Below are 15,084 nucleotides of genomic sequence, written 5' to 3'. Positions count from 1 at the left end.
TTTAACTAAAAAAATTTATTTTGGCAAAACTTGTAGTAATTCAACATCAAAAATTAATGTGCTATTTGGACCGATACTGTCACCAGCACCTACTTCACCATAAGCAAGTTTAGCCGGAATGAAGAAACGGGTTTTACCGCCTTCTTTCATTGTTTGTAAGCCTTCTGTCCAGCCTGCAATCACTTGGTTTAATTGGAAATCTACAGGGTGATTACGTGCAATTGAGCTATCAAAAACAGTCCCATCGAGTAAACGACCTTCATAGTTAACTTTTACACGAGAGGTGGCTTTAGGTGTTTTACCAGAACCTTCTTTTAATACCTGATATTGCAAACCTGATTTGGTCGTAATTACACCAGACTTTTTAGCATTTTCTGCAAGGAAAGCAGCGCCAGCCTGAGCATTTTGTTGACCTAATTTTTGAAACTCGACGAGCTGTTTCGCTTCTAAAGTTTTCTTATACTCATTAATTGCTTTCGCCATTTCTTCATCTGTTAAGCGGGCATTTTTTTTCTGTGCCCCTTCTTGAAGACCTTGGTAAAAGATATCAAGATTTAAATCTGTTAATGCATCAGTATTATTACGACCCATTAAATAGCCATAACTATAGCTAAACTGATCCTTTGCTGGACTTTTATTTGTTATCGGTGTGGCAGCAAGAACAGATAAACTCATTGTTGATGCTGCAATAAACAAACTAATTTTTTTCATGCCATTTTCCAAAAAAACAGGAGAGTATAACGACTCTCCTGAATTGTTATTATTTCACTGAAATAAGTTCTACATCAAAAATCAGTGTACTGTTTGCTGGGATCCCTGGAAGTTCTTGTGGACCATATGCAAGGTTTGATGGGATAAAGAAAGTCGCTTTTCCGCCTTCTTTCATGAGTTGAAGACCTTCAGTCCAACCTGGAATGACCTGATTAAGAGGGAACTCAACTGGCTGACCACGTTTATAAGAACTATCAAAAACCTGACCGTTAATTAAACGACCTTCATAATGTACTTTAACAACTGACTGAGCTGTTGGCTGCTTACCAGTACCTTCTTTAGTAATGATATATTGCAAGCCTGATGCAGTGGTTTTTACCCCAGCTTTAGTTTTGTTTTCAGTAAGGAATTGTGCATCTGCAGATTCAGAAGTTGTACCTGCTTGCTCTGATTTGTCTGGGTGCTGCATTTTTTGTTGTAACTCTTTTTCATAAGCGGCAACAGCTGCTTTTAAATCTTCTTGAGTATAAGCACTTGGCTGCTTGCCACGAGCATCATGGATCCCTTGAACAAAGGCTTTAGTATCCAATTCTGGAGGAGTTTGTTGCGCAACTTCATAACCAAGAACATAACTGATTTTTTGAATTGGAGAAGCATTTTTGTCTGCTTTACGTCCGACTTCTGTGGTCGGATGTTGAGTTGCATAATATACAGGTACAAGTGCAGCACCGCCTAAAACTACAGCGACAGCAATGGGTAAGGCTTTACTCATAAAAGGTTCCAAAAATAATCATTTGAGTCTAAAAGGCTGCTTCGATCTTAGCATGCTTCGACTTAAGCATAGAATGTTTAACAAAAAAAACGAGTGGTTTTTTTATATATTTTAGTTAGTTTTAATTTGGCGAAACTTAAAAAATCAAATAAAAAAAGCCGGATCATTTGATCCGGTTTTTTAAGAAAACTCTTAATTAATCTTCTTTTTGTGCTTTATATGCATAGGCATAGTTATAGCCATATCCACCGCCACTAGAGCGTTGAATATCGTTAAGGATAAAGCCATTCACTTTAACACCAGCTTGTTCAAAGCGATTAACTGTTAATTCAAGCTCTTTCATATGAGACTTGATATAACGGGCAACAATTAAGTTTACGCCAGTATATTGAGAAATAATAATACCGTCAGTTACTGCAAGCACTGGTGGCGTATCAATAATGATATGGTCATATTGAGTCTGGAGCTGCTCAAGTAATTCTTTAAATTGTGTAGAGCTCAACATCTCTGAAGGATTGGTTGGGCTCTTACCTCGAGTAATCACATCAAGATTTGCAACTTGTGTTTTATGTAATACTTGTTGTAAAGCAGACTGTCCACTTAGTAATTCAGAAAGACCTGGTTTGACATCAATATCAAAATATTTATGCATATAGCCACGACGCATATCAGCATCAATTAATAATACGCGTTTATTCCCTTGTGCAAAAATAGTAGCCAGGTTCGTTGAAATAAACGATTTACCGACCTCTGGCGATGGACCAGCAATCATAATAATATTATTTTTTGCTGTAGTTAATGCGAAATGGATTGCTGTGCGAATACTACGTAAGCTCTCAATTGCAATATCATCGCTACTTTTAACAGCAAGGATAGGAATACTCTTTTTCTTTTTTAGAATATTCATGCGAGTTTCTTGAATCGGAGAACGAGGTACAGTTGCATAAACTGGCAGATCTAATTCATTTTCGATTTGAGCAGAATCTTTAACACCACTACGCATTATATTACGTAATAAGGCAATTAATACACCGATAAATCCACCGACAAGTATAGATAGAATTAAAATAATCAGTTTTTGAGGTTTAATAGGTTTAACTGGTTCTACTGCAGTATCGATAATACGGACATTACCAATTTCACCAGCATTGGCGATCTTGAGCTGCTGATAAGAATTAAGTAAAGATGTATATAGTTCGGTATTTACTTTTACATCACGATAAAGTTGTAAATATAAACGTTGTGTTTCCGGAAGTTGCGTCAAACGATTGTTAAGATCAGCAATCTTTTTATTAATCTCTGCAATTTGAGCATTAATTTGCAAGATTAATGGGTGATCATTGGTATATTTAGCAGAAAGTTCAGCTTGCTTTTGTTGTAATTCAATCTTAAGCTTTTCTAGATCAATATTTTGTTTAAGTAACAGTTCTGACTCAGCATTCACATCGACTGTTTTGTACTTTTCTCGGAACTGGTTAAATTTGATCTCGGAATCCTCTAACTGTTTTCTAAGATCAGGTAACTGTTTTTCAAGAAAAGCTAACGTTTGCTTGGATTCTAAAGACTTTCGCTCAATATTTTGTTTATGATAAACATTTAAAACATTATTTAGTACTTGAGTAATCTGTTCTGGATCTTGGCCTGAATAGCTTAAACCAATAACACCGGTCATTTTACCTTTTTCAGCAACACTATAAATTGCATTAAATTGATTTACAGCTGTTAAAAGAGCGAGTTTAGTTAAAGTATAATTGTGATCTTTTAAATTACCTTGTGTAGTAATTTGAACTTGCCATAGTCCTTTGTTTGTAGTTTGTCTATTTTTTTGATTTAGTAAGCCACTAAATACAATTTGCTTATTATAAATTAAATTAAATCGATTTGTATCTTTAAATTCTAATTTTAGAGGTTTATCTAAATAATATTCAGGAACTTCGAGTTGTCGAACAATCAATTTATTATTTTGATTATTGTAAATTACAGCATCATTGCGATACTCAAATCTACTTTTATCTTGCGAAACAAGTTTACCAATGAAGCTGGATTGATTATCTTTAATTTTAATATCAAGATTAAGATTATGAATAACTTGCCCTAAAACCATTCGAGAACGAAGAATTTCAATTTCTGGATCGGCTGGTGATTTTTGTGTTAGGCCGCTACTAACTTTAGAAAGATCTCCCAGTAATGCAGCTGAGGCAGCCCCTTTACTTTCCTCAACTTGAACCATTGCATCTACAGAATAGATATCTGGTGTTATACGTAAATATAGCAAGGCACAAATTAAACTTAATACCACGCAGCATGCTATAATTTTCCATTGTGCAATCAATGAAAAGAATAACTCTTTTAAATCGATGCTATCTTCGCTAGTTTTAGAGTTTTGGTTCATAAATTTACAACTAATATACAATTATAATTGAGTGTGCCAATCTTGCACATAGCTTTGAATGTTGCGGCAAGTCTGATCAAAAAAAGCTTGGTCGTGCTGATAAGGGTCAGGTATATTTTGTCCCTGCCAATGGCCAAGTCTAAAAATTTTACCCTTAGCAAATGGCCAAGTTTGTTCAATATGCTTTTGCTGATTATTGCTCATTACCAAAATCAAATCATTTTGTTTGATCAATTCAGCAGTGAGTTGACGAGCCAAGTGTGGTCGCATATCAATATTCAACTGATCCATACAATGAATAGCTTTGTCATCTGCAGTATGACCTACTAGGGCTGAAATACCAGCAGATGAGATATTTAATGTAGGATGTTGGACCTTTAAAAAGTACTCTGCCATTGGGCTGCGGCAAATATTGCCAACACAGACCACTAAGATGTTTTGTAACTGCATGCTAGTTTTTACCCAATTGATCAAAGGTATAAAGTGCACTTGAGAAAGGTACAATCTGATTCATGATTCGCTGCCAGCGTGTTAAGCCAGTTGCATCAATATAAACAATATCATTTTTTTGCATTTGGAATTGATTCGATAATGCAAGGTTACCAAGACTACTTAAATTGAGCTGATAAATTGTTGATTTTTTGGTTTGCAAATCTGTACGCATCACGTAAATACGAGCAGCACTTGCAGAGTAGGGATTAACTCCTTCGCTTTCACCTAGTACATCACTTAAAGTCATACCTTGATCTCGTAATGGAATAGCTGAGCTTTTATTAGACTCTCCCATGACATAGAGTTTTTGGTTTTCTTTGGTATTCACATATATTGTATCATTAGGTTGTATCAATAGTTTATGTAACGAGTATCCCTGTTTCTCAAGTGCAACAGCATTTAAATTGTACACTTGACCATTTCGGATTAACTGAATATCAGTATTGTCGCCCGATTCTTGATTTACACCACCTGCCATACTGAGGGCTGTATAAATACTGATAGGTTGATCATCTAAAGTATATTGTCCACTTTTCATGACCTGACCATTAACAAAGTAGCGCTTAGCTTGGTACGATAATACTCGAGCTACAACATCAGGTGTTTTTAAATATTTAGCAAATTGATTGCGTAAATATTTATTGGTCTCAGAAAGTGTTTTACCTGCAACATGAACTTCCCCAATAAGAGGCAGTTGGACATTACCAGTGGAGTCAATTGGATAACCAAACGCTTTACTATCTGTAGAAGGTCCTTGAATAGGAGGAGTAATTTCAGGGTAGGCCCAAAGTTGAATAGATAAGACATCTCCTGGACTTAATCTGTATTGATAAAACGGGGTATTAAATAAAGCACTTAAATTTGCTTGCGGACGCAAAGATTCAGAACTAATCTTAGGAATATTATTTTGGGTTAAAGGCACAACTGAGACTTCAGCCCCCTGATTTGTTTTAAATGTTCCTTGTTCAGGTAAGTCATAAGTTTGTAAGCCTGAGGTGACTGCACATCCTGTAAACGAAAGTGAAATGGCTAAAAATAATAATGTGCTCTGATACTTCACATTCAAACCCTTTATTGTTTGTAATCCAATGATACGTTGCATGAAGATACTGGATTGTAGTCTATAATTAACCCAAATCATACTTTATTTGCTAAGCGCAGATTGTATATTTCAAGAAATTTTTGTTTAAAGTCTGCTATATTATCGTAGTAGGTCGTATCCATGATGTTTGTCCATTTAGATCTAAATGGTTAGGTTTTATATATGTTTCAACTCGAACAATTAAAAATATCAATTATCGGCTTAGGGTATGTTGGGCTGCCTTTAGCGGTTGAATTTGGTAAACATAAACCTACAATAGGCTTTGATATAAACCCGCAACGGATACGAGAGTTACAAAGTGGCTATGACCATACATTAGAAGTCACTTCAGATGAGCTAAAACAAGTAGAACATCTCTCATACACTGCAGATATCAATGATTTAAAAAATTCAAATTTTTTTATAGTTACTGTACCTACACCAATCGATGACTTTAAACAGCCAGACCTGACCCCGCTTATAAAAGCATCCCAAAGCATTGCTAAAGTTCTAAAAAAAGGCGATGTCGTTGTTTATGAGTCAACGGTTTATCCTGGTGCGACAGAAGAGGTATGTATACCTGAATTAGAAAAACATTCGGGTTTAAATTTTAATAAAGATTTCTTTGTTGGTTATAGTCCGGAACGTATTAATCCTGGTGATAAACAACGACGTGTCACTAATATTTTAAAAATTACCTCAGGTTCGACTCCAGAGGTCACTGACTATGTTGATCAAGTATATAACTTAATTATTGAGGCGGGCACACATAAAGCCCCGAGTATCAAAGTTGCTGAGGCTGCTAAAGTCATTGAAAATACACAAAGAGATGTGAATATCGCTTTAATCAATGAGTTGGCTCTGATTTTTAATAAAATGGGTATCGATACAGAAGATGTACTCAAGGCAGCAGGTACAAAATGGAATTTTTTAAACTTTAGACCTGGTTTAGTTGGGGGTCATTGTATTGGTGTTGACCCGTATTATTTAACGCATAAAGCAGAGTCAATTGGTTTACATCCAGAAATTATTTTGGCAGCTCGTCGTTTAAATGATCGTATGGGTGAATATGTTGCAACCCAATTGATCAAAGAAATGGTAAAGCAGCGCATACAAGTAGTAGGTGCTCGTATATTAATTTTAGGTTTGAGTTTTAAAGAAAACTGCCCTGATATCCGTAACACCAAAATTGTAGATATGGTGAAAGCACTAAAGGAATACGATTTAGATCTTGATATTTACGATCCTTGGGTGGATAGTGCCGAAGTTGAAGGCGAGTATGGCTTAGCTCCGGTTACGGAATTAAAGCAAGATCATTATGATGCAATAGTTATTGCTGTTGCCCATGATCAGTTTAAAGCAATGTCGAGCCAGGAGCTCATTGCACTAGGCAAAGAGAAACATGTTTTATATGACTTAAAATATGTTTTGGATAAAGAACAAAGTGATATTCGACTGTAAAAATTACTAGTTATTAGCATAGGAATTTTATGAAAATTTTAGTCACTGGTGGTGCAGGTTTTATTGGTTCTGCTGTCATTAGAAATATTATAAAAAATACTCAAGATGAAGTATTAAATATAGATAAATTAACATATGCAGGCAATTTAGAATCATTGTCTGAAATTGATATGGATCCACGATATCAATTTGCACAAGTTGATATTTGTGATAGTGAGCGTTTAACAGAAATTTTTAAAATTTTCCAACCGGATGCTGTGATGCATCTAGCAGCCGAGTCACATGTTGATCGCTCTATTGATGGTCCCGCTGAGTTTATTACAACAAATATTGTGGGCACTTATACATTATTAGAGGTTGCACGTAAGTACTGGCTACAATTAAATGAAGAAAAGAAAGCCTCTTTTAAATTTCATCATATTTCAACAGATGAGGTTTATGGTGATTTAGAAGGTACAACAGATTTATTCACTGAAACGACATCTTATGCACCAAGTTCGCCGTATTCAGCAAGTAAAGCAAGTTCTGATCATTTAGTACGTGCTTGGCATAGAACATATGGTTTACCAATTGTAGTAACGAATTGTTCAAACAATTACGGTCCATACCACTTTCCAGAAAAGCTCATTCCATTGGTGATCTTAAATGCGCTGGATGGTAAGGCTTTACCGATTTATGGTAAAGGTGATCAGATCCGTGATTGGTTGTATGTCGAAGATCATGCCAAAGCTTTATATAAAGTTGTGACTGAAGGTAAATTTGGAGAAACCTATAATATCGGTGGTCATAATGAAAAACAAAATATAGAAGTTGTGAAAACAATTTGTAAAATTTTAGATGAATTAAAACCACAAAATAATCATCAACCTTATGAGACATTAATCACTTTCGTAAAAGATCGTCCAGGACATGATTTACGTTATGCAATTGACGCCTCAAAAATTGCAAAAGATTTAGGCTGGAAGCCTGAGGAAACATTTGAAACAGGTATTAGAAAGACTGTTGAATGGTATTTAAATAATTTAGAGTGGTGCCGCCGAGTACAAGATGGCAGTTACCAAAGAGAAAGATTAGGTGTAAGTGCATAATGAGTACAAAAGGTATAATTTTAGCAGGTGGTTCTGGGACACGTTTGTATCCGATCACAAAAGGCGTTTCAAAACAACTGTTACCAATTTACGATAAGCCAATGGTTTATTATCCATTGTCTGTTTTGATGTTGGCTGGTATTCGTGAAGTTCTTATTATCAGTACGCCAGACGATATAGATGGCTTTAAGCGATTATTGGGTGATGGTTCACAATTCGGTGTTGAATTAAGTTATGCGATTCAACCAAGTCCGGATGGTTTAGCTCAAGCATTTATTATTGGCGAAGAGTTTATTGGCGAAAGTAATGTCTGTTTAGTACTTGGCGACAATATTTTCTATGGTCAAGGTTTTACACCAATGCTACGCCAAGCTGTGGCCCGTCAAAAGGGTGCAACCGTATTTGGTTATCAAGTCAAAGATCCTGAACGTTTTGGTGTTGTTGAGTTTGATGAGGAAAAACGAGCAGTATCATTAGAAGAAAAGCCAAAACATCCAAAATCGAATTTTGCAGTTACGGGACTTTATTTTTACGATAATGATGTAGTGAAAATTGCAAAACACGTAAAACCATCAGATCGTGGTGAACTTGAAATTACGACAGTGAACCAGATGTACCTAGACCGTGGTGATCTCAATGTTGAGTTACTTGGACGCGGTTTTGCCTGGTTAGATACAGGAACACATGCAAGCTTACTTGAAGCAGCACAGTTTGTTGAAACTATTGAAAAACGTCAAGGTTATAAAGTGGCTTGTCTTGAAGAAATTGCACTTCATAATGGTTGGTTGACGAAAGCTCAAGTGTTAGAAATCGGCCAAAGCATGAGTAAGAATGATTATGGTCAATATTTGATTTCTTTGGTAACCGAATAACATGAGCCTTGTAAAATTAATTGACTTGCCGAGTTTTGGTGATGAACGAGGTGGTTTAGTTGCGATTGAATCTAATCAGTCAATTCCTTTTGATGTGAAACGTTTGTATTACATCTTTAATACGTCACAAAAACCGCGTGGCTTTCATGCTCATATTGATTTAAAACAAGTTGCAATATGTTTGAAAGGTAGCTGTAGATTTATTTTGGATAATGGTTCTACTAAAGAAGAAGTTGTTTTAGATAACCCGACCCAAGGTTTAGTTATTGAGGGGTTGATCTGGCGTGAAATGCATGATTTTTCAGAAGATTGTGTATTACTGGTTTTAGCAAGTGAACACTTTACAGAGCAAGATTATATTCGAAATTACGATGAGTTTCTGCGTATAGTAAATCAGCCTTATATTCATCCATTATCCGATGTTAAATCTAAAAACATTGGTCAAAAAACAAAAGTTTGGCAATATAGTGTGATTTTCCCACAAGCGGTTATTGGCGAAAATTGTAATATTTGTGCGCACACTATGATTGAAAATGATGTGCAAATTGGTAATAACGTCACAATTAAATCAGGTGTATATGTATGGGATGGGATTACATTAGAAGATAACGTTTTTGTTGGCCCTAGCGTTACTTTTACAAATGATAAGACTCCTCGTTCAAAGCAATATCCCGATGAGTTTCTAAAAACTATAGTTGAACAAGGTGCAAGTATTGGCGGTAATGCTACCATTTTACCAGGCATAAGAATTGGTCGAAATGCATTGGTTGGTGCAGGCGCAGTAGTAACTAAAGATGTTCCGGAAAATGCAATTGTAGTAGGAAATCCTGCAATTATTAAAGGCTATGTGAAATAATGATTCCTTTCTTAGATTTAAAAAGTATAAATAGTCAATATCGTGCAGAACTCATTGAGGCTTGTATTCGTGTCATAGACTCTGGCTGGTACATAGGCGGAAATGAGCTAGCTCAATTTGAAAAAAACTTTGCGGAGTATTGTGGAGTAAAATTTGCAATTGGAGTTGCAAATGGTTTAGATGCCTTGATTCTTACGCTTCGAGCATGGAAAGAGTTGGGGAAACTAAATGATGGTGATGAAGTAATCGTCCCATCAAATACATACATTGCAAGTATTTTAGCAATCACTGCAAATAACCTAACTCCAGTTTTAGTTGAACCGGATATTAATACTTATAATATCGATCCAAGCAAGATTGAGGCTGCAATTACTTCAAAAACGAAAGTAATCTTACCTGTTCATTTATATGGGCAATTAGCAGAAATGCCTGCAATCATGGCAATTGCTAATAAATATAATCTACTTGTTTTAGAAGATTCAGCTCAATCACATAGTGCTGAAATTAATGGAATAAAAGCTGGAAACTGGGGAGATGCTTCTGGTTTTAGTTTTTATCCTGGTAAAAATTTAGGTGCATTAGGGGATGCTGGTGCTGTAACCACTAATAATGAAGAACTTGCACAAATGTTACGTGCTCTTCGTAATTATGGTTCTCATGAAAAATATAAAAATTTAGTACCTGGCGTAAATAGTCGTCTTGATGAAATTCAAGCTGCCATGCTAGATATTAAATTAAAATATTTAGATCAAGAAATAGCTCATCGTCGTAAAATTGCGCAATTATATTTGCAGCATATAGTTAATCCTTTAATCCAATTACCCTTAGCTCAGAAAAATGCTGAAGAGTATCAGCAACACGTTTGGCATTTATTTGTGATTCGTACTGAGCATCGCGAGGCTTTACAAAAGTACTTAGCTGAACAAGGTGTGCAAACTTTAATTCATTATCCTATCCCACCTCATAAGCAACAGGCTTATAAAGAATGGAATGACTTAAGTTATCCTGTATCTGAACAAATTCATGCTGAAGTGATGAGTTTACCTATTGGTCCTACACTAAGCGTGGAAGAGGCTGAGAAAGTAATTCAGATTTGTAATAATTTTAAAGTCTAAAATGAATTTACTAAAAACAAGTGTACTAAATGGCGTGGCTGTTTTAATTAAAACGGCCACGATGTTTATTTTAAATAAGATTTTAGCTATTTATGTCGGTCCAGCTGGTTATGCGGCTATTGGGCAGTTCCAAAATTTTATACAAATGGTGACAACCTTCGCCGGTAGTGCAATTAATACTGCAGTTATTAAATATACGGCTGAGTATTATGAAGATGAAACCAAACAACGAAATATATGGAAAACAGCGGGAAGTATTGTCTTACTTTTTAGCTTAATTTTTTCATTAATTATTCTAATTTTTCAAAAACAACTTTCAATTTATATTTTTCATACTGATCTTTATCAAACGGTTTTTGTTTGGTTTGCCGTATTCCTAACATTATTTACCTTTAATGCACTTTTTTTAGCCATTTTAAATGGAAAAAAAGAAGTTTTAAGATTAGTTATTGCAAATATTGTAGGAAGTATTTTTTCTTTAGCTGTCACAAGCCTTTTAGCAATAAAATATAGTTTATATGGCGCTTTAGTTGCTCTTTCAATTTATCAGTCTTTAGCATTCTTAATAACTTTATTTTTATGTTACAAAGCTGATTGGTTTAAATTGTCTTATCTATTTGGGAAAATAGATAAAACTATTGCTAAAAAATTTTTAGCTTTTGCTTTTATGGCTTTGGTTAGTGCTATTTGTGTTCCACTTTCTCAGATAGTTATTCGAAGCTACCTAACACACGAGTATGGGGTAACATACGCTGGTTACTGGGAAGCAATGATACGTCTAAGTGCAGCATATTTAATGTTAGTGACCACAACATTGGGCGTATATTATTTACCTAGACTTTCAGAATTATCAAGACTTGAGGAAATCAAGTCAGAAGTTTACTTAGGATATAAATATATATTTCCTTTTGCTGTTATAGGTAGTCTAGCTGTATATTTTCTTAGAGACTGGATTATAGGTATTCTATTTACTAAAACATTTTTACCTATGCGTGATTTGTTTCTTTGGCAGATGATAGGTGACTCCTTAAAAATTGGTAGCTGGATACTTGCATATCTAATGTTGAGTAAAGCTATGACGAAATTATTTATAACTACTGAAGTTATATTTGCAATAACTTCGATATTATTAACTTATATGTGTACTCATCTTTTTGGTTTTGAAGGAGTATCAATTGCTCATCTGATTAACTATGCAATGTATTGGTTTGTAATGAGTGTTTGTGTTTTTAAAAGTTTAAAAGAAAGGGATACAGTATGAATGATGAAAAGCAACCTTTAGTATCTATAGTTATACCTTGTTATAACCATGGAAAGTTTGTTCAAGACTGCATTCAGAGTGTTATTGATCAGACTTATGAGAATATTGAACTAATTATTATTGATGATGGTTCTAAAGATAATTCTGTAGAAAGAATTCAGCAAATGATTTCGACATGTGAAAAACGCTTTAATCGTTTCGAGTTTAGAAGTCGATCTAACAAAGGGTTATCTTCAACATTAAATGAAGCTATAGAGTGGTGCAAAGGTAAGTATTTTTCGGCAATTGCTTCTGATGATATGATCTTCAATAGTAAAATTAAAGATCAGGTCAAAATCATGACTGAAAATCCAGATTTAGTAGCATTGTTTGGTGGAGTGGAATTAATAGATGAAAATAATAATATAATTAAAAAAATTCAAAACAATACAATTAAATATTATTGCTTAAAAGATATTATTTTACACAAACATATAATATATGCGCCAACTCAGCTAATGTGTTTGGATGTTGTGAATAAAATTGGCGGATATAAAAAAGATATGATAATTGAAGATTGGTATATGTGGATTAAAATGGCTGAAATAGGTAAATTAGCAGTATATCCAAATATATATTCGAGATATAGACAACATAGTGATAATACAGTTAAGCAATTAGAAAAGATGCATAATTCTCGTTTTGATGTCTTAAATTGCTTCGAAAATTCAAAGTATTATAATGAGGCTATATTTAATGTAAGGTGGCTGAATAATATGGAGTATGTCAGTCTTGGGCGTACTAATAAGCTAGAAGTTTATTTTAAAATGTTTTTTTTAAATCCAGTATATTTTATGTATAAATTATTTGGTAAGGTATTTTCTTAATGAAAAATATAGGCTTTATTTGCTATAACATTGATGAAAGTGGTGGACTAGAACGAGTTACTTCATTAATCACTAATGAGTTAAGTCAAGATCCTAAATGCCAGATTTTTATTTTTAGCTTGTTTAAGGGGGAGGAATTATTTTTTGATTTCAATGAAAATATTAAAATAATATATTTAGAAAGTAGAAATTTGGCCCAAAAGATTTTTGAGTTAAGATACTTTTTGAAAAAAACACACATTGATTACCTAATAATAGTTGATAGTTTATTATCTTTTATTGTTATACCTGCAAGTTTGGGTTTGAAGATTAAATGTATTGGTTGGGAGCATTATAGCTTTAATAACTCGATAATAGATAGAAAAAGAAAAATTGCTCGCTATTTAGCTAGTAATTTTTTTTATAAAATTATTGTCTTGACAAATAGGGATGAGTATGAGTGGAATCGAAAGTTTAATATTCCGAATAAAATAGTAGTAATAAGGAATCCTTCATCTTTTTATGTAGAAAGACATATTGATAAAACCCCCTACTATAATGTGTTGGCTGTTGGGAGATTGCGATATGAAAAAGGTTTTGACTTATTAATTAGTGCATGGAAAATAGCAAAACCAAATTTGCCAGATAATGTTAGATTGCTAATTGTAGGAGAAGGAGAAGAATATATTAATTTAAAATCTTTAATTTTAAAATATGACTTAAGTGATAGTATTGAAATAAAAAAATTTACAAAAAATATAGATAATTATTATAAAGAAGCTAAGGTTTATTGTTTGACATCTAGAACTGAAGCATTCCCGTTAGTATTAATTGAGGCTTTATCTTTTTCTACTCCATTGTTGGCTATGGATTGTTATACGGGCCCGAAAGAAATTATTGAAGAAGGTTACAATGGCTTTTTATGTGAAGAGAATAATATAAAGTTATATGCAGAAAAGTTAGTAGAGATTTTTAGAATGAATGTAGTGGATTATTCAAATTTGTCTAAAAATGCATATAATAGTTCTCATAAATATAGTGTAAATGAAATTGGAAATATTTGGAAAAATATTCTAAATATTTCGGAAGTTTAGTTGGCTGAGAAATAGTGGTTATTTTAATTCTGGTTATGCATACCTTTTATTTTTAAAATTTTATGCGAAAAGTTATATTTTATTAGCATTTTTAATGCTCATGAAAATAGAGGTTTAAATGTTACCGTATATTTTATTACTTGTTTTATTAATAAGTGTTGTTTTTGTTGAAAGCTTTTCTTTGGGACGAAAAGCTTTTTGGCTTCCAGCACTTTTTCTAATATTTTTTGCAAGTATAAGAAGCTCATCTGTTGGTACGGATACAGTAAACTATACATATAATTTTGAAAGATCTTTAAACTCAATGTATTATGATTTTAATAATGGAATGGAGTTGGGTTATCAGTTACTTGAGTATATCATATTGACTTGCACTGATAATTATTTTTGGTTATTTCTTATTTCATCTATAGTTGTGGTTTTATCCTATTTAATCACTATTAAGAAACTTTCTATTAATTATTTTTATTCGATATTTATATTTATTACTTTTGGCTTTTATACCTTTTTCTTTAATGGTCTTAGGCAAGGCTTGGCAATGTCAATTTGCTTTTTGGGATTACCTTATCTGTTGGAGAAACGGATAATTCCATATTTTACTGTTGTTTTTATTGCATCTATGTTCCATATTTCTGCTTTAATAATGATTCCTATATACCTTTTGGTTAATGCAAGATTTAGACTGGAATATAAGGTGATAGCATGTTTCATTATTTCTATTTTAGCTAGTCAGGTTTTAATAGGTTATTTAGCTCAGGGGAACAAGCGTTATGAGCACTATACTCAAGAGGTTGATCAAGCAGGTGGATATATTACATTACTATTTTATTCTTTAATTGGTTTAGTTGTATATTTTTCTAGTAAAAAAAATAGAAGTGAAAATATTTATTTTAATAAATTTGAACAAATATTTTTATGTGGATTGGCTTTGATGTTTCCAATTGCTCTTTTAGGTACGGATCCATCTGGCCCACAGCGAATATTATATTATTTTACAAGTATGTGTATTTTTTTAATTCCATATATTCTAAAAAAATATAATAG

The 15,084-nt window shown here is 33.5% G+C and carries 14 protein-coding genes; 9 read left to right on the top strand and 5 right to left on the bottom strand.

What is annotated here, in order from left to right; translation table 11 throughout:
• Nucleotides 1-15: 15 nt before the first annotated feature.
• The 5 genes from ACH8JV_RS15440 to ACH8JV_RS15420 all read right to left on the bottom strand — a co-directional run bounded on the left by ACH8JV_RS15440 (nucleotide 16) and on the right by ACH8JV_RS15420 (nucleotide 5,469).
• A complete protein-coding gene (locus ACH8JV_RS15440; protein WP_396522249.1) occupies nucleotides 16-711 on the bottom strand; it encodes an FKBP-type peptidyl-prolyl cis-trans isomerase in 696 nt (231 codons plus the stop codon).
• Between the two features lie 49 nt (nucleotides 712-760).
• Entirely contained in the window at nucleotides 761-1,483 is a 723-nt protein-coding gene (locus ACH8JV_RS15435; RefSeq protein WP_100192181.1) for an FKBP-type peptidyl-prolyl cis-trans isomerase, read from the bottom strand.
• A gap of 196 nt (nucleotides 1,484-1,679) precedes the next feature.
• Nucleotides 1,680-3,875 (bottom strand): polysaccharide biosynthesis tyrosine autokinase, encoded by a 2,196-nt coding sequence (locus tag ACH8JV_RS15430; RefSeq protein WP_396522247.1) that lies wholly within the window; start codon nucleotides 3,873-3,875, stop codon nucleotides 1,680-1,682.
• Nucleotides 3,876-3,896: 21 nt separating this feature from the next.
• Complete coding sequence (locus tag ACH8JV_RS15425; protein ID WP_086398843.1) at nucleotides 3,897-4,325, bottom strand: low molecular weight protein-tyrosine-phosphatase; 429 nt, start codon at nucleotides 4,323-4,325, stop codon at nucleotides 3,897-3,899.
• 1 nt (nucleotide 4,326) lies between these two features.
• Nucleotides 4,327-5,469 carry a polysaccharide biosynthesis/export family protein gene (locus tag ACH8JV_RS15420; RefSeq protein ID WP_396522245.1) on the bottom strand — a complete coding sequence of 381 codons (1,143 nt, stop codon included), beginning with the start codon at nucleotides 5,467-5,469 and terminating at the stop codon, nucleotides 4,327-4,329.
• Between the two features lie 162 nt (nucleotides 5,470-5,631).
• Between ACH8JV_RS15420 and tviB the strand changes: the two genes are divergently transcribed.
• The 9 genes from tviB to ACH8JV_RS15375 all read left to right on the top strand — a co-directional run.
• Nucleotides 5,632-6,909, top strand: a complete 1,278-nt coding sequence (gene tviB / locus ACH8JV_RS15415; protein ID WP_396522243.1) for a Vi polysaccharide biosynthesis UDP-N-acetylglucosamine C-6 dehydrogenase TviB — start codon at nucleotides 5,632-5,634, stop codon at nucleotides 6,907-6,909.
• A gap of 29 nt (nucleotides 6,910-6,938) precedes the next feature.
• Nucleotides 6,939-7,997, top strand: coding sequence for a dTDP-glucose 4,6-dehydratase (gene rfbB / locus ACH8JV_RS15410; RefSeq protein ID WP_396522241.1), 1,059 nt, complete (start codon nucleotides 6,939-6,941; stop codon nucleotides 7,995-7,997).
• Nucleotides 7,997-8,869 (top strand): glucose-1-phosphate thymidylyltransferase RfbA, encoded by an 873-nt coding sequence (gene rfbA / locus ACH8JV_RS15405; RefSeq protein WP_086398840.1) that lies wholly within the window; start codon nucleotides 7,997-7,999, stop codon nucleotides 8,867-8,869. The genes rfbB and rfbA overlap by 1 nt, the downstream gene beginning before the upstream one ends.
• Before the next feature lies 1 nt (nucleotide 8,870).
• Complete coding sequence (locus tag ACH8JV_RS15400) at nucleotides 8,871-9,725, top strand: WxcM-like domain-containing protein (RefSeq protein ID WP_396522239.1); 855 nt, start codon at nucleotides 8,871-8,873, stop codon at nucleotides 9,723-9,725.
• The gene (locus tag ACH8JV_RS15395; RefSeq protein WP_396522237.1) at nucleotides 9,725-10,840 is read left to right on the top strand and encodes a DegT/DnrJ/EryC1/StrS family aminotransferase; all 1,116 of its coding nucleotides are present in this window, start codon (nucleotides 9,725-9,727) and stop codon (nucleotides 10,838-10,840) included. The genes ACH8JV_RS15400 and ACH8JV_RS15395 overlap by 1 nt, the downstream gene beginning before the upstream one ends.
• Before the next feature lies 1 nt (nucleotide 10,841).
• On the top strand, nucleotides 10,842-12,101 hold the full coding sequence (locus tag ACH8JV_RS15390; RefSeq protein WP_396522235.1) for an O-antigen translocase: 1,260 nt from the start codon (nucleotides 10,842-10,844) through the stop codon (nucleotides 12,099-12,101).
• Nucleotides 12,098-12,967 (top strand): glycosyltransferase family 2 protein, encoded by an 870-nt coding sequence (locus tag ACH8JV_RS15385; protein ID WP_396522233.1) that lies wholly within the window; start codon nucleotides 12,098-12,100, stop codon nucleotides 12,965-12,967. Before ACH8JV_RS15390 ends, ACH8JV_RS15385 begins: the two co-directional genes overlap by 4 nt.
• Nucleotides 12,967-14,040: a glycosyltransferase family 4 protein gene (locus ACH8JV_RS15380; RefSeq protein ID WP_396522231.1), complete on the top strand. Its 1,074-nt coding sequence runs from the start codon at nucleotides 12,967-12,969 to the stop codon at nucleotides 14,038-14,040. The genes ACH8JV_RS15385 and ACH8JV_RS15380 overlap by 1 nt, the downstream gene beginning before the upstream one ends.
• A gap of 118 nt (nucleotides 14,041-14,158) precedes the next feature.
• Nucleotides 14,159-15,084, top strand: a 926-nt coding sequence (locus ACH8JV_RS15375) for an EpsG family protein (RefSeq protein WP_396522229.1), incomplete at its 3' end; no start/stop codon positions are given.

Source organism: Acinetobacter sp. ABJ_C5_2, from assembly GCF_044538485.1.
GTDB classification, from domain to species: domain Bacteria; phylum Pseudomonadota; class Gammaproteobacteria; order Pseudomonadales; family Moraxellaceae; genus Acinetobacter; species Acinetobacter nosocomialis_A.
Note: the sequence above shows the minus strand (reverse complement) of the source record. Positions and strands in the feature narration are given on the sequence as shown.

Bases quoted from the DNA above. Each gene is read 5' to 3' on its own strand.
- ACH8JV_RS15440 (WP_396522249.1), bottom strand. From the start codon at position 711: ATGAAAAAAATTAGTTTGTTTATTGCAGCATCAACAATGAGTTTATCT.
- ACH8JV_RS15435 (WP_100192181.1), bottom strand. From the start codon at position 1,483: ATGAGTAAAGCCTTACCCATTGCTGTCGCTGTAGTTTTAGGCGGTGCT.
- ACH8JV_RS15430 (WP_396522247.1), bottom strand. From the start codon at position 3,875: ATGAACCAAAACTCTAAAACTAGCGAAGATAGCATCGATTTAAAAGAG.
- ACH8JV_RS15425 (WP_086398843.1), bottom strand. From the start codon at position 4,325: ATGCAGTTACAAAACATCTTAGTGGTCTGTGTTGGCAATATTTGCCGC.
- ACH8JV_RS15420 (WP_396522245.1), bottom strand. From the start codon at position 5,469: ATGCAACGTATCATTGGATTACAAACAATAAAGGGTTTGAATGTGAAG.
- tviB (WP_396522243.1), top strand. From the start codon at position 5,632: ATGTTTCAACTCGAACAATTAAAAATATCAATTATCGGCTTAGGGTAT.
- rfbB (WP_396522241.1), top strand. From the start codon at position 6,939: ATGAAAATTTTAGTCACTGGTGGTGCAGGTTTTATTGGTTCTGCTGTC.
- rfbA (WP_086398840.1), top strand. From the start codon at position 7,997: ATGAGTACAAAAGGTATAATTTTAGCAGGTGGTTCTGGGACACGTTTG.
- ACH8JV_RS15400 (WP_396522239.1), top strand. From the start codon at position 8,871: ATGAGCCTTGTAAAATTAATTGACTTGCCGAGTTTTGGTGATGAACGA.
- ACH8JV_RS15395 (WP_396522237.1), top strand. From the start codon at position 9,725: ATGATTCCTTTCTTAGATTTAAAAAGTATAAATAGTCAATATCGTGCA.
- ACH8JV_RS15390 (WP_396522235.1), top strand. From the start codon at position 10,842: ATGAATTTACTAAAAACAAGTGTACTAAATGGCGTGGCTGTTTTAATT.
- ACH8JV_RS15385 (WP_396522233.1), top strand. From the start codon at position 12,098: ATGAATGATGAAAAGCAACCTTTAGTATCTATAGTTATACCTTGTTAT.
- ACH8JV_RS15380 (WP_396522231.1), top strand. From the start codon at position 12,967: ATGAAAAATATAGGCTTTATTTGCTATAACATTGATGAAAGTGGTGGA.